20 protein-coding genes and 1 other annotated feature are annotated in these 17,717 nt (G+C 52.5%); all 20 genes read right to left on the bottom strand.

Annotated elements, in window-relative coordinates:
• Positions 1-74: 74 nt before the first annotated feature.
• The 20 genes from QOR60_RS01515 to QOR60_RS01420 all read right to left on the bottom strand — a co-directional run bounded on the left by QOR60_RS01515 (position 75) and on the right by QOR60_RS01420 (position 17,672).
• Positions 75-629, bottom strand: a complete 555-nt coding sequence (locus tag QOR60_RS01515; RefSeq protein ID WP_283581594.1) for a YceD family protein — start codon at positions 627-629, stop codon at positions 75-77.
• Positions 604-1,788, bottom strand: a complete 1,185-nt coding sequence (locus tag QOR60_RS01510) for a nucleotidyltransferase (protein WP_283581593.1) — start codon at positions 1,786-1,788, stop codon at positions 604-606. Before QOR60_RS01510 ends, QOR60_RS01515 begins: the two co-directional genes overlap by 26 nt.
• Complete coding sequence (locus QOR60_RS01505; RefSeq protein ID WP_283581592.1) at positions 1,788-2,537, bottom strand: class I SAM-dependent DNA methyltransferase; 750 nt, start codon at positions 2,535-2,537, stop codon at positions 1,788-1,790. Before QOR60_RS01505 ends, QOR60_RS01510 begins: the two co-directional genes overlap by 1 nt.
• Positions 2,537-2,893, bottom strand: coding sequence for a ribosome silencing factor (gene rsfS, locus QOR60_RS01500; protein ID WP_283581591.1), 357 nt, complete (start codon positions 2,891-2,893; stop codon positions 2,537-2,539). The genes QOR60_RS01505 and rsfS overlap by 1 nt, the downstream gene beginning before the upstream one ends.
• 8 nt (positions 2,894-2,901) lie before the next feature.
• The gene (yqeK, locus tag QOR60_RS01495) at positions 2,902-3,501 is read right to left on the bottom strand and encodes a bis(5'-nucleosyl)-tetraphosphatase (symmetrical) YqeK (RefSeq protein ID WP_283581590.1); all 600 of its coding nucleotides are present in this window, start codon (positions 3,499-3,501) and stop codon (positions 2,902-2,904) included.
• Positions 3,494-4,147, bottom strand: a complete 654-nt coding sequence (locus tag QOR60_RS01490; protein ID WP_283617837.1) for a nicotinate-nucleotide adenylyltransferase — start codon at positions 4,145-4,147, stop codon at positions 3,494-3,496. Before QOR60_RS01490 ends, yqeK begins: the two co-directional genes overlap by 8 nt.
• Positions 4,147-4,458 (bottom strand): ribosome assembly RNA-binding protein YhbY, encoded by a 312-nt coding sequence (yhbY, locus tag QOR60_RS01485; protein ID WP_283581588.1) that lies wholly within the window; start codon positions 4,456-4,458, stop codon positions 4,147-4,149. The genes QOR60_RS01490 and yhbY overlap by 1 nt, the downstream gene beginning before the upstream one ends.
• A 20-nt stretch (positions 4,459-4,478) precedes the next feature.
• A complete protein-coding gene (yqeH, locus tag QOR60_RS01480; protein ID WP_283581587.1) occupies positions 4,479-5,597 on the bottom strand; it encodes a ribosome biogenesis GTPase YqeH in 1,119 nt (372 codons plus the stop codon).
• On the bottom strand, positions 5,587-6,120 hold the full coding sequence (locus QOR60_RS01475) for a YqeG family HAD IIIA-type phosphatase (RefSeq protein WP_283581586.1): 534 nt from the start codon (positions 6,118-6,120) through the stop codon (positions 5,587-5,589). Before QOR60_RS01475 ends, yqeH begins: the two co-directional genes overlap by 11 nt.
• A gap of 167 nt (positions 6,121-6,287) precedes the next feature.
• On the bottom strand, positions 6,288-6,644 hold the full coding sequence (gene rplT / locus QOR60_RS01470; RefSeq protein ID WP_283581585.1) for a 50S ribosomal protein L20: 357 nt from the start codon (positions 6,642-6,644) through the stop codon (positions 6,288-6,290).
• A gap of 72 nt (positions 6,645-6,716) precedes the next feature.
• Positions 6,717-6,917: a 50S ribosomal protein L35 gene (rpmI, locus tag QOR60_RS01465; protein WP_283581584.1), complete on the bottom strand. Its 201-nt coding sequence runs from the start codon at positions 6,915-6,917 to the stop codon at positions 6,717-6,719.
• A gap of 57 nt (positions 6,918-6,974) precedes the next feature.
• Positions 6,975-7,472, bottom strand: coding sequence for a translation initiation factor IF-3 (gene infC / locus QOR60_RS01460; RefSeq protein WP_283581583.1), 498 nt, complete (start codon positions 7,470-7,472; stop codon positions 6,975-6,977).
• A gap of 44 nt (positions 7,473-7,516) precedes the next feature.
• Positions 7,517-7,648: a sequence feature (ribosomal protein L20 leader region), on the bottom strand.
• Between the two features lie 46 nt (positions 7,649-7,694).
• Entirely contained in the window at positions 7,695-9,641 is a 1,947-nt protein-coding gene (gene thrS, locus QOR60_RS01455; protein ID WP_283581582.1) for a threonine--tRNA ligase, read from the bottom strand.
• A 331-nt stretch (positions 9,642-9,972) separates the two neighbouring features.
• Positions 9,973-10,902, bottom strand: a complete 930-nt coding sequence (gene dnaI / locus QOR60_RS01450) for a primosomal protein DnaI (RefSeq protein WP_283581581.1) — start codon at positions 10,900-10,902, stop codon at positions 9,973-9,975.
• Between the two features lie 12 nt (positions 10,903-10,914).
• Positions 10,915-12,231: a DnaD domain protein gene (locus QOR60_RS01445; RefSeq protein WP_283581580.1), complete on the bottom strand. Its 1,317-nt coding sequence runs from the start codon at positions 12,229-12,231 to the stop codon at positions 10,915-10,917.
• Complete coding sequence (nrdR, locus tag QOR60_RS01440) at positions 12,224-12,721, bottom strand: transcriptional regulator NrdR (protein ID WP_283581579.1); 498 nt, start codon at positions 12,719-12,721, stop codon at positions 12,224-12,226. The genes QOR60_RS01445 and nrdR overlap by 8 nt, the downstream gene beginning before the upstream one ends.
• Complete coding sequence (gene coaE, locus QOR60_RS01435) at positions 12,718-13,347, bottom strand: dephospho-CoA kinase (RefSeq protein WP_283581578.1); 630 nt, start codon at positions 13,345-13,347, stop codon at positions 12,718-12,720. Before coaE ends, nrdR begins: the two co-directional genes overlap by 4 nt.
• Positions 13,348-14,181 (bottom strand): DNA-formamidopyrimidine glycosylase, encoded by an 834-nt coding sequence (gene mutM / locus QOR60_RS01430; RefSeq protein ID WP_283581577.1) that lies wholly within the window; start codon positions 14,179-14,181, stop codon positions 13,348-13,350.
• An 11-nt stretch (positions 14,182-14,192) separates the two neighbouring features.
• A complete protein-coding gene (gene polA, locus QOR60_RS01425; protein ID WP_283581576.1) occupies positions 14,193-16,859 on the bottom strand; it encodes a DNA polymerase I in 2,667 nt (888 codons plus the stop codon).
• 105 nt (positions 16,860-16,964) lie between these two features.
• Entirely contained in the window at positions 16,965-17,672 is a 708-nt protein-coding gene (locus QOR60_RS01420) for a Bax inhibitor-1/YccA family protein (RefSeq protein WP_283581575.1), read from the bottom strand.
• Between the last annotated feature and the right edge of the window lie 45 nt (positions 17,673-17,717).

The following is a 17,717-nucleotide window of genomic DNA, read 5'->3' as shown; positions in this document are numbered from 1 at the left end:
TTCGTTAATATCTCATTGCAAATTGCCTAACGTGTTAGATTGTACTTGTTTTTACGGCAAATTGCAACTCCTCCTTAGTTTTTATCACCATTCTCGTCAGCAAAAAAGTCCTTTAACTTCGCCAACCGGGGATCGACCGTTTCCTGCCGTTGGGAGGTAAGCTGTTCTTCACTGACGACCTGCCAGTCGTCCCCCGTCTGAAAATTACCGCCCTGCTCCTCTTCCGGGGACAGGACCTTCAACGGTAAATGCAGGACGATGTTTTCCGCCACGGCTGTTTCCAGGTCAACCACGTCGTGTTCCGGCTGGATGACAACGTCATCATTGGTAAAGCGGGAAAGATCCCGTTCGTGTTCACTAACGTAGTATTCCGCAAAGGTGAAGGCCACCGGAACAGCAACGGCGGTCAAACTTCGACTCGACGGGAGGGTCACCGTTGTTGCCACGTGAATCGTGGCAATAATTCCCCGCTGGTCCTTGGTGATGACCCCGCTAACCTTCACCGGGGCAACGTCCTGCACCTGCGCGTTTCGTTCCTTAACCGCTTTCTTAACATCCAGCACCGCATCAACCGGAAGCTCGTCAATTCCGAGCTGAGCTAGCTCATTCAGTGACCACCGTACTGCCATCGTCATCCTCCTTCATTACGCGGACGGGTGCCCGCTTTAAATCCTGCTCCTGACCACCAGCAGCGAGCCGGTAAAGCACCCCTGCCCGGTAGTCGGAAGCATAAAAACCATTCTTATCATCCTGATTAACCTTGGTTAACACCGGAAAAACATAGTGGTGTTTGGCCTGGCGCAAATACCGCTGTCCTTTGGGAGTAAATCCCAGTAAATGGGTATACGGGTGCGCAGCAAACGCCGCAACTTCATCGGTGGTAATTCCAAGGGCAACGTTCATCGCTAACCGTGCTAGCCGCGTATACGTAAACCGCTTGGATTTAACCGTCTTCAGCCACGTCGCAAACGATGCGTCTGCAGGGAGTTCCTGCGCCAACCGAATTAACCGGTACTCAATCCCCTCGGCCATTCCCACAATTGAACGGAGATGGGCCGGTGAGGTCGTGACAAGGCGTTGCCGTAGTCCCGGCCATAGTTGTTTCCACCCAACAAACCCGTGCTGCTGGAGCGCTGCGGCCGTTTCCCGCGGAACGTACCGAAAAACAGCATTCGTCTTCCCATCCTGCCATGCGCGCCGAATGGCCGTTGCGCTTGCGATGGAACCAGCGGTCAATTCCGCATCCAGGTACGCCGCGTTGTGCCGTTGAATTGGTGCCAGGTGCAGGGAACAACGGAGCTCCTGGTTGGCCTTAGCATACGCCAACCCCAACACGTCGTTGGGTTGATCGATGGGATGGCCGACCGCTGCCGCAATGGCTTGCTGGTACGTTGCGGCGTACGATTGGTCATGGACCGTAAAATCTCCCCGAACCGTCGCCGTTTGGGCAGCAAGGGCGGCGAAATCGTATTCCGCATGTTCCGCCCCGAATGCGAGGGTGGAAACCCCCATGTTAGCGAGAATCCGCACGCCCCACCGGGCAAACACGTCGGCCGGTTGGACACTTGCCCGCACCGGCAATTCGACGACTACGTCCGCTCCGTTACAAAGCGCAGCCCGGGCCCGCGTCCACTTATCCAGGCACGCCGGTTCCCCGCGTTGCAGGTAATTACCACTCATGGCAACCACCACCACACTGTTGGGAAACCGCCGTTTAACCTGGCGAAGCTGATACAGGTGGCCGTTATGAAACGGGTTATATTCCGCAATGATTCCAACTGCTTCCACTACGCTTCACCCACCGTTTCTGGTTTGCGACACGCAAAGTACCACCGTTCTGCCCGTAAACCAGCAGGACTCCCCGCAACATCGGTAACGGTAATTGCCGTAAACCCAGTTGCTTGCAGGAGGCGCTGGTACGCTGCGAACGACTCAGTCCGCTCATGGTGCAGCTCGCTGTACCGCCGGTATCCTTGAAGGGCATCGTCCCACACAAAGAAGCGCAGGTCGTGTTCAACGGTATGAGGCTCCTCCCCCGCATAACTCGTCCACATAAACGCCCGATCATCGTCTTCGTAATTGTACATGTATCCGGGAAAAACGTGGTCAACCTGGTATGGGGTAAGCACATCGAAGAGGAACACCCCACCCGGTTTTAACACCTGATACACCGCCCGCATCGTTTGTTCCAGGGTGGCGTGATCCGGCAGGTAACACAGGGAATCCGCCGCACACACAACGTTTTCTACCGGGGAAAGCCCGGCCAGATCCGCCATATCACCCTGGATTAGGTCAACTTTGACCCCCGCTGTCGCCGCGTGCCCAGCGGCAAGGGTCAGCATGTCTTCCGCTTGGTCCAACCCCGTTACGGGATAACCAGCCTGCGCCAGTGCAACGCTTAGCCGACCACTCCCACACGCCAGGTCAAGCGTGGGTGCTTGGGGAAGAAGCCGTTTACGGGCGTATGCCAACCACTGCGTATAAAAGCTGGGCTCCATAAGTTGGTCATATAACTGGGCAAAGGTGGTATAAATCATTAATCGTTAACCCACGCCGAAACGTCAACGCGCTCCGCATCAGCCCACAGTTTCTCGAGGTTATAAAACTGCCGGGTCTCCTCCTGAAAGACGTGCACTACCACATCACCGAGGTCAAGCAGAATCCAGCTGGCCCCGTTTTTCCCCTCAACGTTTTTAATTGTTCCGCCGGCTTCCGTCACGGCTTCGTCAATACTGTCAGCGATGGCCTTAACCTGCCGCTCAGAGTTCCCCTGCATAATTACAAAGTAGTCCGCCAATAAGCTGACGTTTTGTACGTCAAGCGCAACGATCTGTTCTGCCCGTTTTCCATCCGCCGCCCGAACGACGGTTGCTAATAACTGCTTACTATCCATGATTATCCCTACTTTCTATTTCCAATCCACGCGTTATACGTCGCAATTGCCGCCGGATAAATCGGCCGGTCGTTTGCCATCAAGTACGTCAAGGTATGCTTGGTCTCATACACGACCGCCTGTTCCAGCGATGTCTGCGCCACCGCCCGGGCCGTCGCAACGTCCGGAAAGTCCCGTCCCGGTTCAATAAAATCAGCAACGTACGTCAACTGTTGTAATGGGGTCATGTGCGGGGCCCCCACGGTATGAAACCGCACCGCATCAAGAATTTCCTGATTGGTAATTCCAAGTTCCTGGTTAATAATCCGGGCACCAACCTCACCGTGCCAGATAAAGTTCCCCCAGTTAAGCAGGTCCGGATCCATGTGTTCCCTCTGAATTACCACCTTAAACTGCTCATCGCTACATTCCTTAGCGTAGTCGTGGACCAACCCGGCGACGCTCGCCTTTTCCGCATCAATTCCGTAGCGGGACGCCAGCTTTACCGCAGTGTGTTCCACCCGCACAACGTGTTCAAACCGAAAATCACTCAGCTGTTCCCGCAGCCGGGCAACCAATTCATCCCGGGTCCCGGGATAATAATGCTTCTGGTATTCAACTTCACTCACGGTATAACCCCTTTTCTTCAATGTATTCGCGGACACTTTCCGGAACGAGGTACTTAATTGAACCCCCCGTCTTAACTAAACGCCGGATTAACGTTGAACTAACCGCAAATTCCGGGACGTCCACCCATGTAATCGGATAGGCACTGGTTCGTTCATATCCTGGCCGAACCACCCCGACAAAGGTAACGAGTTTAACGAGCTCGTCAATCTGATACCACTTCGGCAGGTAGGCCACCATGTCACCCCCAATAATGAAGTAGTAGTCGTTTTCCGGGTGCCGCTGGCGGAGTTCCCTAATCGTATCAATCGTGTAACTCCTTCCCCCGCGGACAAGTTCCATATCACTCACGGCAAACTGGGGATGGTTGGCAACCGCCCGCTTGAGCATTGCGAGCCGGTCAGTCCCCGCAATTGCCGTTTTCCGGTCAACGTGAGGTGGTTCGTTATCAGGAACAAAAACCACCTTGTCCAGGTCGAGTTGACTACGCACCTGTTCGGCAATCATTAAATGCCCGTTGTGCACGGGGTTAAACGTCCCCCCCATAATACCAACCCGGTGGCGGGGAGCAGAATACTCAACCTGCGAAAGAACCGCAACGGTTGGGTTATTAACTTTCTTCCGGAAGCTCACCTGATTTACCCCCATTAAATCTTTGCGACATCCTGCGAAATCCGCCGGTTCTCCTTGTGGTTCGCCCGCTTAAACAGCACTAACGTGTGCCCAATCACCTGCACCACCTGAATCTGGCTGTGTTGTTCGATGAAAGCCTGCACGTCCGCCGGCTCTTCCAGTGCATTCTGTAACACTGAAACCTTGATCAGTTCGCGCTTCTCAATCGTTTCTTCGACTTGTGACAACCACTGTTTGTCCAACCCATCCTTACCGACCTGAATTACCGGTCGCATCGGATGCGCTAGGCTCCGTAAATACCGTTTTTGCTTTCCGCGTAGTTTCATGGTTCCTCCCACTATCTTCACTAAATCATTGCCCGTCGCAGCGTTACGGCCATTCCCTTGGGGGCCCACCCCGCAACAACCGTTCCCGGCCGCACCGTTACCCAGCCCAGGCCAGCAAACACCAGGTCACTTTTAGTGGTGACCTTAAATTCGGTGCGCACAAGCGGCGGATAGTTCTTAATATTCTGCGGAAACGGGGGCTGAAGAAGTTCACCCGCATGGCGCTGGTAAAACTGCGTGGCGTTTACCAGTTTTGTCCGGTGAACCTTTAAGTTGTTTTCCAGATACAACGTTACCCCGGTTCGGGGACCCGCCACGTAATCAAACCGGGCCAATGCCCCTAAAAAGAGCGTTTGCTCCGGATTAAGCTGGTAGGTTTTCGGCTTAATTTCACGCTGTGGTAAAGCGTACCGCAGCTCCTTGCCGGTTAAATAGTGCGCCATTTGTTCCCGGTGAATAATTCCCGGGGTATCAATCAAGAAGTGCCCGTCGTCCAGCGGAATTTCAATCTGATCCAGGGTCGTCCCCGGGAAACGGGACGTAGTGATGACGTCCGCCATCCCGGTCGTTTGCTTAATAATCTGGTTAATCAGGGTCGACTTCCCAACGTTGGTCGTTCCCACCACGTAAACGTCCCGGCCGTCCCGGTACTTTTCAATAACCGCAAGTAACTCATCGACGGCGTGATTCTTCGTTGCACTGGTTAAGACCACCTGTTCAGGATGCAACCCCGCCCGGTTCGCCTGTTGCCGCAGCCAATCCTGAATCCGGGAACGGTGCAGTGATTTGGGTAACAGGTCTTCCTTATTTCCCACCAGAATAACGGGATTTTCCCCGGTAAACCGGTGTAGTCCCGGAATAAGCGAACCGTTAAAGTCAAAAATATCAACCACGTTCACAATTAGTGCGTTAGTCGCCCCGATGTGCTGTAAGATTCGGATAAAGTCCTTATCCGTTAATTCAACGTCCGCCACCTCATTGTAGTGCCGTAACCGAAAACACCGCTGACAGTACACCGCCCCGTTTGCCACGGCTTTTTCTAGGGCTGAAGCTGGCGTGTAACCTGATTGCTTGGGGGTGGTCGTTTGAATCAGAGCGCCGCACCCAATGCAGTGTAATTCTTCAGCATCAGTCTTCATCAAGTGAATGCCTCCAGTCAAACACGTATCCCTGCCGGTTAAGGAGCCGCTTAATCTGCCGTTCAACCACCCGGTTTAGCTTCGTATTCCAGTTATCAGACTCAACGAGTGGTTTTACCAGCACACTCCGGATTCCCGCCCGGTTAGCGCCCCAGATATCGGTAATTAACTGATCACCAACAAGAACGACCTCATCGTTGCCGAGCTGATACTTCCGTTGCGCCCGCCGAATCCCGCGGGTTAGTGGTTTCAGGGAGCGGGCAAAGTACGGAATTCCAAGCGGCCGAACCGCCTTTTCGACCCGCCCCGGATTGTTGTTGGAAACAACGACAACGGGAATTTCAGCCTGGTCCATCGTCCGGAGCCATGCCCGGAGTTTTTGATCGCCGTCCGCGTTATTCCACGCCATCAGCGTGTTATCCAGGTCGGTTAAAATCACCCGGATTCCCCGCCGCTTAATCTCCGCCGGGGTAATGTTGAAAATAGACTCAATCGTCCACGTCGGTTTGAACTTTGAAAGCATATTCAGCCGTACTCCTCACTTGTCATATTCTTCCTTATTCTACATTATCGCCTGCCGAAAACCAACCGTCAGCCCACTATCGGCCCTTTCACGACAAAAGATGTCCCTTAAATAGCAAAGAGGCTGCGATTTCCATCGCAGCCTCCAATTACTTTAATCAAGGTTGTTTAGTCAAGAACCTTCTTGGCTTCATCAACGATTGCCTTGAATGAGTCCATGTCGTTAACGGCAAGGTCGGCAAGCATCTTCCGGTTAATGTCAATGTTTGCTAACTTCAGACCATGCATTAACTTGCTGTAGCTGATTCCGTTCATCCGGGCAGCAGCGTTAATCCGGGCAATCCAAAGCTTCCGGAAGTTGGACTTCGTCTTCTTCCGGTCACGGTAAGCGTACTGGTAGGACTTCATAACCTGTTCCTTGGCAGTCTTGAACAGGATATGCTTTGCTCCCCGGTAACCCTTTGCTAGCTTAATCATCTTTTTACGGCGTTGGCGCGTAACTGATCCACCCTTAACACGTGGCATATAAATTCCTCCTTAAAATGTGGCCCTCAAAGCGAGCCCTCGTCTTAATTTTCGTTCTTCCTGGTGCAAAGCCTACTTCATCTGGCTGAGCATCTGCTTGATCCGCTTCATGTCAGAAGCAGAAACCATCCCTGGCTGACGTAATTGCCGCCGCTGCTTCTTTGTCTTCCCGTGGAACCGGTGGGAAGTGTAAGCGTGATGCCGCTTCAAGCCTCCATTTCCAGTCCGCTTAAAACGCTTTGTTGATGCGCGGTGTGTCTTCATCTTTGGCATAATAATCTCTCCTCTTCTAAATCTAATGTTTCCCGGGAATCCCCGGTTCGTTTACGGCTAATCCTTCTTGGGAGCAAGCATTAGGAACATGCTCCGGCCATCCATCTTGGCCTTTGATTCAACCGTTGCAACCTCACTCGTCTCATTGGCAAACCGGTTCAAAACTTCCCGACCAATATCCTTATGGGTAATTGCCCGGCCCCGGAACCGAATTGAGACCTTCACCTTACTTCCTTTTTTCAGGAAACGGAATGCCGCCTTCACCTTCGTGTTGAAGTCGTTTGTGTCAATTGTTGGACTTAACCGCACTTCCTTAACACTCACGGTCTTCTGCTTCTTCCGGGCTTCCCGCTGCTTCTTTTGTAACTCGAAGCGGTACTTCCCGTAATCCATAATCTTAGCAACGGGCGGCTTAGCCTTCGGGGCAACCAATACAAGGTCAAGGTTGGCATCTTCCGCCATTCTTAACGCGTCCTGCTTGGACTTTACCCCGAGCTGTTCACCACCAGCTGAGATTAACCGCACTTCACGAGCGCGAATGCCGCCGTTTACCATCTTATCGAATGCTATAACGTTTCACCTCCATCTATAATCGAGAGAAAACGCAGAAAAAACGGGCACGTTGCTGTTCGCAAGCGCACCCGTTCGTCCGGTTAACCGGAATTAATATCGTAATTCTGCCCGGGAACCCCTGTCCCCTAGGCGAGAAGCGAGTGCCTCTGCTTTTTTCTCAACTCCTACAGGGTACCGAAGTTTTCCCCGGCTGTCAAGGTGGAATTAATCCTCCCGGCTGTATGTTTCAATATCATGCATTAATTCGCCGACAAACTCGTCAACCGTCATGGTGGTTGTTTCCTCTTCACCGTACCGGCGCACGGTTACGTTGCCGTCACTAACTTCCTTATCCCCTAGAACAAGGGTGTACGGTACCTTATTAACCTGGGCCTGCCGGATCTTGTAACCCATCTTTTCGTTCCGGTCATCAATTTCAACCCGGATGTTGTGGGCAACCAACTTTGACCGCAGCTCGTTAGCGTAGTCCATGTGAAGATCGTTCTTCACCGGAATCAATTCAACCTGAACAGGTGACAGCCACGTTGGGAAGGCCCCCTTGTAGATTTCGGTCAGGTAAGCGGTGAACCGCTCCATCGTCCCAACAACGCCCCGGTGGATCATAATCGGCCGGTGTTCTTCGCCATCCTGCCCGACGTATGTCAGGTCAAACTTCTCTGGTAACATGAAGTCTAACTGAATCGTTGACATCGTTTCTTCGTTTCCAAGCGCCGTCTTGGTCTGGATATCCAGCTTCGGACCGTAGAAGGCGGCTTCCCCTTCAGCTTCGTAGTAATCTAAGCCAAGGTCATCCATAGCGCCCTTCAGCATTGACTGGGCCTTTTCCCACATTTCATCGTTAGCGTAGTACTTCTCGGTGTTCTTCGGGTCACGGTAACTCAGCCGGAAGCTGTAGTCCGTGATGTCAAAGTCCCTGTAAACGTCCATGATTAACCGCAAAATCTTGGCAAACTCATCCCGAATTTGGTCAAGGGCAACAAACGTGTGGCCGTCGTTTAATTCCATTTCCCGCACCCGCTGAAGACCGGAAAGAGCCCCAGACTTTTCGTACCGGTGCATCATCCCAATTTCAGCAATCCGCATCGGCAGGTCCCGGTATGACCGGATGTGGTGCTTGTAAATCTGAATATGGGACGGGCAGTTCATTGGCCGCAATTCAAGAAATTCGCCATCACCCATGTCCATTGGCGGGAACATGTCTTCCCGGTAGTGAGCCCAGTGACCAGACGTCTTGTAGGCATCCAGGTTCATCAGCACTGGCGTGTAAACGTGCTGGTAGCCATCCGCAACTTCCTTGTCGATAATGTAGCGCTCAATCGTCCGCCGGATTGTTGCGCCCTTTGGCATCCAGTACGGCAACCCAGCACCCACCTTCGGGTCAACGAAGTATAAGTCAAGCTTGTTTCCAATCACCCGGTGGTCCCGTTCACGGGCTTCCTGTTGCCGTTTCAACTCAGCTTCCAGGTCCTTTTGCTTAAAGAATGCCGTTGCGTATACCCGCTGCAACATTGGGTTACTGGACATTCCCTTCCAGTAAGCCCCGGCAACGGAGAGAATCTTGAACGCCTTGATCAGCTTCGTTGACGGCAGGCAGGCCCCGACGGAAAGGTCAATGTAGTCACCCAGCCGGTGCGCAACAACGACCCCGTCAACCGCCTTTTCAGCCACTAATTCCTTCCGGTACGGGTCGTCGGCAAACTGCGCAAGAAGGTCGTCTTTTGCCAGTTCAACCCGTTCAACCGCAACGTTTTCCTTAATGGATGCGTCCATTTCGGCACTAATTTTTTCAAAGTCCGTTTCCGCAACCTGACCCACAGCGTTATCCGTATCAACGAAGAACCCGTGTTCCGTTACCCCACTGTCACCAAAGTGCATTTCCGGGTATAACTTATTTAAGCATGCACCCAGCACAACGGCCGCCGTGTTCCAAACAACCGGGAGCGCATTTTGCTCGTCATCCTTCGTAATGATTTCAATCTTACCGTCCGTCGTGATCGGCGCGCTTAGATCAAGCGTCTCACCGTTTAACTTACCCGCAACGGCCTTCTTTCCAAGACTCATACTAATGTCCTGGGCAATTTCAAGCGGGGTAACTCCCGCATCAAACTCCTTCACGTTCCCATCTGGGAATTCAAGGTTAACTGTTGCCATAACCTTCTCCTCCTTTATAAAACCTAAGAAAACAACTAGTAGGCACAATTCGAAAATATTAATAAAAAGACGTCCCTAGGATATTAATCCTAGGGACGTCTTTTAACGTGGTTCCACCCATCTTTAAGGCCGTAGCCTCCTCATTTATCCGCATAACGTGCGACAACGTCACGGTTGACTCCGTGAAAACCAAATGGGTGGTAAGAACCATCGTTTGTGGGGCTTTCAGTCACGACCCCGCTCCCTGAATTTAATGTTTCCGTTTGTCCCATTACTAGCTTTTCAGCTAACTTACCGTCATTTTAGCACATCCTGACAAGAGCGCAAGAACTTATGAGGGATTTCGCCAATTTTTCCCCACTAAATCGTATTCAGTTGCCAGGAAGCGAATCCGCTCCATTAGCCGCTTGGCCTTCAACGGTTCAACCTCGTCCTTGGTATTGACTGCCAAATAGTTGTTCTCAAGCTCGTCCATGGTGATGTTCGCACTGAAAAACGTTGGTAGTTCCTGTTGCATCCGGTACTCCAAAATCACCCCAAAGATTTCATCGCGGAACCAACTACTCATCGCCATTGCTCCCAAATCATCGAGCATCAAGACTGGCGTGGCCTTCACCGTCGCTAATAAGTCATTTGTCGCATGCTTATCAATCGCCGCCCGCATCATGGTTGCAAGCGTCGGCACGTGCACCATGGTCGTCTTAAACCCGTGCTTAGCCAGTTCGTTAGCAATCGCCCCCAACAGGTACGTCTTGCCGACACCAAAACTGCCGGCTAAGTATAACCCCCGGTGGAACTGCGCCGGCGTAGCCTCGTAGTCCACCGTGAACTTAATGGCCGCGTTTAGGGCCTCTTCCCGGTTATCAGGCACGTAGGTTGCCAAATCGGCATTCGCAATACTCTTCGGCATTCCGTACAGCGTCACCCGCTCGCGCCGGGCACGTGCTACCCGCTGAGCTTGTAGCTGATCACTTGGAACGTACTGCACTTCAATTTGATGCTTGCTAAGAACAAGTTGCGGGAGGTATCCCGGTAAGGCAACGGGTTTCCCCGCAGCGAGCGCCTTTTTCGTTTGAACAAACTCATACAGTTTGCTCATTCCGCGATCAACCGTTTCCGGGGCAAGCTCGTCCCGGTGCGTCTCTAAGAAATGGCGCACATCCTTGTCCTTTAACGTCGTATCAATCAATTGCTGGTACCGCTGGCGGAATTCGGGATGATTTTTAAAACGCCGGTTTAGTTCATTTGTAATTGGCTCCATTTGAACCCCTCCTTACGAGCGCAACTGGTTGAGTAATTCACGCCGCTGCTTATCCAACGCCGCCTTATCCTTCTTTTTCGCCGGTTGTTTAGAAGCTTGACCGTTATCCTGGCGTGCCCATTCTGGGAGGGTCTCCTTTTGAACCAACCGCCGGGACCGCCGCTTCGGAGCTTGCTTTTTTGCCTGTTTTTGCTGGTTAAAGTGGCGGGCTTGCCAAATAGCCTTCGCCGGCGTATCAATCTGCTTGCTAGCCCAATCAGCCGCAATTGCCTCGAACAACGGGGCTGGTAACGTATCATTCCCCTGATCAACCATAATGTAGTGAATCAGAATGTTAACCACCGCTGGGGGTAATTTCTGGGACTTAACGACCTGCTCAAGGGTTTTCCGTTCTGACCGTGCAACAAAAGAATGCTTTTGTTCCTTTAACGTTGCTAAAAACTCCATCGGCGCATACATTTGAGCAACCTGCGCCAGTTGCTGGTCCGCAGCGGGGAGCTGGTGATCGGCCGTTTCCGTAGCCACTTTTTGCGAAGAAGGTGTACTTACCGGCCGGGGGCCAGCATACTGTTCAGCAGCAAGGGCCCTTACCTGTTCAAAGTTAACCTGATTCGTTTCGAGATTTGTCGCCTGTTCAAGCAACTCCTTTACCTGCAGCTCATCTAGCCCATACAACGTTACTAACGCATCGATTCGCTGTTTGTTTTGCGCAACCTGTTGCCGATCAACGTAGGACCGCGCCAACAATTGGTCAAGCTGCTGGTAATCTAGCGCTGTGGCTGAAAAGTGCGGCTGATTTTCCGTTACAGTCTCCCGGGGAGCATGTAACTGTCCCGGAGCAGGCATATCAAAGACCTCCGCCAACTGAGCGGTAACCTCCGTCCCTGCTGGCAGTGATGGGTTGGGCACCCATTTTTCTAATAACCGGTTGAATTCGTCGGCCCCAATCCAACTTAATAACAATCCGCTAAGAAGATCGTCGGCAAAAAAGTGGGTCGGCGTCACCGGCCGAAGCACCCGGTAAGTCAACACCCGCGTTCCTTGTTCCGGCGTCTGAAATGTGCGGAGCAATCCCAACGCCTCCAACCGACACCGCGCCGCAAACAGTTCTTGTGGTGCAACGTTACCGAGTGCGATCAAAAGCGCACTGTGCCGGTGAAGGACTCCTTCCTGTGCCCCGGCTAGTTGGTGGTACAAGGCACTCGCCACCGCCCCAATTAACGGCAAGTAAAGGTCTCCCACTACCGCTAAATCGTCCGGTTGCAGGCGCGCAGGAATCTGGACGCGGTACGGCGTTCCGGCCGTTACGTCACACTTCTTATTAATCATCCTTCTGCTCCTTTGCGGCCCGTTCCTTCCGCCGGGCTTCCCGCCCTAACAGATCGTTAAGTTCCGCCGCAAACGACTGCATATCCTTAAATTCGTGGTAAACACTGGCAAACCGGATGTACGCAACGTCATCCACGTCAGCGAGGATTTCCATCACGTACTCCCCAATCTGCTGACTTGAAATTTCGTTGCCGTTAACCGCGTGGGCCCGGGCTTCAACCTTATCAACAATCGCAGTAATCTGCTTACTACTAATCTGGCGTTTTTCGGTGGCCCGCATAATTCCGCGCATTACCTTGTCCCGGTTAAACTCCTGACGGGTTCCGTCCTTCTTAACCACCAACAACGGTGTTACTTCAATCCGCTCAAAGGTAGTGAACCGGTAACCACACTTTTCACATTCGCGGCGGCGCCGAATTGCCCGCCCACTATCAGCTGGCCGACTATCCACAACGCGCGAACTTTGTGATTGACAATTAGGGCACTTCATCTGCTTTCACCCCGTTTACTGGTTAGATCTCCCCAACCGTTAATTTGTAACCATTTTATCACCTGCCGCCGCGTCGCTTCAACTTCACCGTTATTGTCAATCACAACGGTCGCAAAGCGCCGCCGCTCATTGGCACTAATCTGGGCGGCAATTCGTTGCTGGGCGGCTTGCGGACTCAGGTGGTCCCGTAAAATCAGCCGCTTTAACTGCGTTGCCGGCGTCACGCTCACTACCATGATGCCGTCACATAACTTATCGTAGTGCTGCTCGATTAGCAGGGGCGCATCAAGCACCACCAGTGGCTCCTGAGACGTTTGCGCCTTACTAAGTTGAGCGGTAATTTGTTGCCGAATAAGGGGGGCCGTAATCGCATCGAGGCGCTGTCGTTCCCGCGGATGAGCAAAAACAAGGCTGCCCAACCGGGAACGGTTCAACCGGCCAGCAGTTGTCACCATTTCCGCCCCAAAGGTCGCTTTAATCCGCCTCAATCCCGGACTTCCGGGAGCCACCACGTCCCGAGCGACCTGATCGGCATCAATCACGGGCACTTCCAGTTGACGAAACAACGCACTCACCGTTGATTTCCCGCTGGCAATTCCGCCAGTTAATCCCAGCACATAGGTCATCTAGTCCACCCTCTTAACCTGGCAGTGCGGGCAGAAATGCGTTCCCCGCTGGCCGACCTTAATCTTCTCAATTGGCGTTTCACACCGGTCACACGGCGTCCCCTGCCGCCCATAAACGTGCAGTTTCAGTTGAAAACCACCCTCATGCTGGAAGGCGTCCGTATACGACCGAATCGTCGTCCCCCCTGCATCAATGGCGTGGTCAATTTCAGTAATGATGTTATCGTGAAGAACCCGGAGCTCATCATCCGTCAGCACCGCACACTGCGTTTCCGGATGAATCTTACTCAACCAGAGGCATTCATCAACGTAAATGTTGCCCAAACCGGTTACAATCGTCTGGTCTAACAACGCTGGTTTAACCATCTTTTTCTTCTTTTTCATCCGGGAAATAAACTGATCCACGGCAAACGTTGCCGGAAACGGCTCCATCCCCAGTTTCTTGATTCCGGGAAGCGTCGTTTCTTCACCGGTAGTAATCAGCTGCATCCGCCCAAACTTGCGGGAATCGTTGTACCGGAGCTGCTGCCCGTCATCCATGTGGAATAAAACGTGCGTGTGTTTCTCAACCGGCGTTCCTTCCGCCTTCACGTAGTACTTTCCTTCCATTCTGAGGTGTGAAACCACCGTTTTGTTCCCACTAAACCGCAAAAGCAGGTACTTCCCCCGCCGATCAACCGTCGTCAATTTTTTCCCTGCCAACTGGCGCTTGAATTCCTCCACGTCGCCAATAATCATCTTCGGGTAAAGCACGTCCACGTGCGTAATTGTCCGCCCGGCCGCCAAGGCATTGATTCCGCGGCGCACCGTTTCAACTTCTGGTAACTCTGGCATCCTGCTTCCTCCTACTTCTTAACGTCGTACCACGTATCGCCCGCGGCACTTTCAACCTTTAACGGCACATCCAGCGCTACGGCCGTGTCCATCACGTGAGGGACTATCTCCTTTAAGCGCGCGATTTCCTGCCCCGGCGCCTCAAACAGCAGCTCATCGTGAACCTGCATCAGCATCCGGGCCTGAAGGTGTTCGTCCTGCAACGCCCCGTGCATCTTAATCATTGCCTTCTTGATAATGTCCGCCGCACTCCCCTGAATCGGGGTGTTCATTGCTGTTCGTTCGGCAAAGGACCGCTGGTTAAAGTTCCGCGCCTTAATATCCGGCAAATACCGCCGCCGGTGCAGCAACGTTTCCACGTATCCGTGTTCCCGGGCAAAGTTCACCGCCTGCTGCATGTACTCGTGCACCCCCGGAAATTCCGCAAAGTACGTTTCGATAAACTGTTTGGCCTGCTTCCGGCTAATCCCGATATTTTGCGCTAGGCCGTAATCACTGATCCCATAGACAATTCCAAAGTTCACCGCCTTGGCCTGCCGCCGCATTTCCGGCGTTACGTCTTCAGGACTATCCAGACCAAAAATCCGCACCGCCGTATTGGCGTGAACGTCTAAGTCCTCCTTAAACGCCTGCTGCATGTTTTTGTCCCCTGAAATGTGAGCTAAGACCCGCAGTTCAATCTGGGAATAATCCGATGAAAAAATCTGCCACCCTTGCTGACTCGGAACGAAGGCCTGCCTAATAATCCGGCCATCCCCCCGTGCCGGGATATTTTGGAGGTTCGGATCAATCGACGATAGCCGCCCAGTGGCCGTCAGGGTCTGGGTGTAAATCGTGTGGGCCTTACTGTCATCCTGAAAAAGGACCTTCAAGAGCCCATCAACGTAGGTTGTTTTCAGCTTGTTCCACTGCCGGTATTCCAAAATATTGTCAACGATGGGTGCCATTCCCCGCAGTTTCTCCAAAACACTCACCGCGGTTGAATACCCCGTCTTTGTTTTCTTGATTACTGGCAAGCCGAGCTTTTCAAACAAAATATGGCCCAGCTGCTTGGGCGAATTAATGTTAAACTCCTCGCCAGCTTCTTGATAGATCTGCTGTTCGAGCGTGGCCACCCGCTCAGTAAACGTGCTCCCCAGTTCCGTCAAGCGCTGCTGGTCAACCCGCACACCATCAATTTCCATCTGGGCCAACACCTGGGCAAGGGGTAACTCAATATCAGTGTAGAGGTTCTCCTGCTCGTGCTCGGCAAGGGCGGACATTAACGGCTCCCGCAATTCCTCAATTGCCTGCACCTTATGGGCAAGGTGCTGGAAGAACTGGTCATCATCATCTGGAACGCGCCGTTTAGTATTCCTTCCGTAAACAACTTCATCAGGTTGAACGGTGTAGTTTCCGTGCTGTTGGGCGATAATTCCCAGATCATTGCTGTTTTGACTCGAATCTAACAGGTACGATACGAGGAGCAGGTCAAACCCAATTGTTGGGAGTTGCCCGCCGAGACGGTGCAGTGCAGCAAGCGTGCGTTTGGCGTCAAAAACATCAACGGTGACCTGCTTCAAATACTCCTGAAACGCTGGACTTGCTAAAACCGTGCAATCCCGGGTGGCATAGTACTTTCCCGCAACGGCCACACAGCAGCCCTCAAAGGCCGCCCGGTGGTAATTAGGCCCATCCAATTCAACGTAAAGGGCAATTCGCTTGGCCGCCGGGAAGTGTGTCACTTCCTCAGGGATGAGGGGCGTAACCGGCACCGCCTTTTCTTGTGGATGTTCTTCTTCCTGCTTATCATCTAAGGATGCTAATTCACGCAGCGCCCGGTTAAATTCCAGCTCCTGGTAAAGTGTCCGTAATGCGACCGTATCCTGCTGGGAGCGGGCCGTCGCCGCAATTGTTACTTCAATTGGCGCATCCCGTTTGATGGTTGCAAGGTCCCGGCATAGGAAGGCCGTTTCCCGGTCTTCTTCGAGGTGCTCCTTCATCTTTGACGCCTTCATCTCGTCAAGGTGGGCGTAAATCCCTGCCACCGAGTCGTACTGCTTTAACAGTTTGATTGCGGTCTTTTCTCCGACCTTAGTTACTCCCGGATAATTATCCGAACTGTCCCCCGCTAACGCCTTCATGTCAATGATTTGCTCCGGGGTGAGCCCGTATTTTTCCGCAACGTGCGCCGGCGTGTAATATTCCACGTCGGTGACGCCCCGCTTGGTAACGGCAACCGTTGTTTGGGCGGTCACCAGCTGGGTTAAATCACGATCGCCGGTTACGATTGTAGTGGTGAACCCCGCAGCGTCCGCCTGCTGAGCAAGGGTGCCGATAATGTCGTCGGCCTCGTAGTTCGCAAGCTCGTAATGGTGGAGCCCATACCCTTCTACCAGCCGCTTAACGTACGGGAACTGTTCGAGGAGTTCCGGCGGGGTCTTTGAACGGCCCCCCTTATATGCTTGATACATCTTCGTCCGAAAGGTTTTTTTGCCGGCATCAAACGCAACCAAAACATGCGTTGGCTGTGTTGCCGCCAACATATGGTCAAGCATGTTCTTAAATCCCAGAACAGCGGCCGTGTTTAACCCACTCTTAGTTGAAAAGCCGTGACCAGAGTGACTCAGCGCAAAAAACGCCCGGAAAGTAATGCTGTTTCCATCAATCAATAAAAGTTTTTTAACTGGTGCCGCCATGCTAATCCCCCGTTTCATAAACTTGTCAGTCCCATTTTAGCAAAGTTTTAAATTACAATAAAACCCGTTGCTACACCGCAACGGGTTTGATGCTTCTTCAGCAGATTAATCACGATTGTTATTAAACAACGTAAAGATGTTAAGCAACTCCAAGAAGAGGTTTAAGAAGTCAAGATACAACTGCAACGCCGCGCTCGTGATAATCCCGCTCGTCTGCGCAACCTCATCACCAAGCTGATAGTAGATCTGCTTAATTCGCTGGGCATCCCATGCCGATAAAACGCCAAAAACCACAACTCCGACAAGCGACAAAATAATCACAATTATCGAGCTGTGTAAGAACAGGTTAACAAGCGAGATAATTACCATCGCAATTAACGCGGCAAACGCCTGGCGTCCCCATCCTGCAAGGTTCTTGGAGGTTGTAGTTCCCAGAAAAGCAAGCGTGCCAAACATCACCGCTGCGGCCACAAACGCCATGGTGACGTTGGTTGCCGCATAAACGGTGAGCAACGAACTGAAGAACAGTCCTTCAAGCGCCGCGAAAATAAACAAACAGCTCACGCTTACAACCGGCGACCGCCGCGGGTTAAACGACAGGGCAAACACCATTCCAAACTGGAGGGCCAGCAATCCAAAGTAAATTACCGGGTGGGCTCCCAGGTACTCGTTTACCCCGCTCCCCCACCGCGTGGCAACCACCCCGGCAACGATGGCGGATACTGCTAGTGCAGCAGCCATGTACGAGTACACCCGGACTAAAAAGCGGTTTAATCCCTGCTGGGTTTGCGTATCAATTATTGGTTCGTTCATTTTTCATACTCCCTTCACTTAAATTCATCTTCGTAGAAAGGAACA

It is taken from the genome of Ligilactobacillus hohenheimensis, assembly GCF_947381805.1.
GTDB classification, from domain to species: domain Bacteria; phylum Bacillota; class Bacilli; order Lactobacillales; family Lactobacillaceae; genus Ligilactobacillus; species Ligilactobacillus hohenheimensis.
Note: the sequence above shows the minus strand (reverse complement) of the source record. Positions and strands in the feature narration are given on the sequence as shown.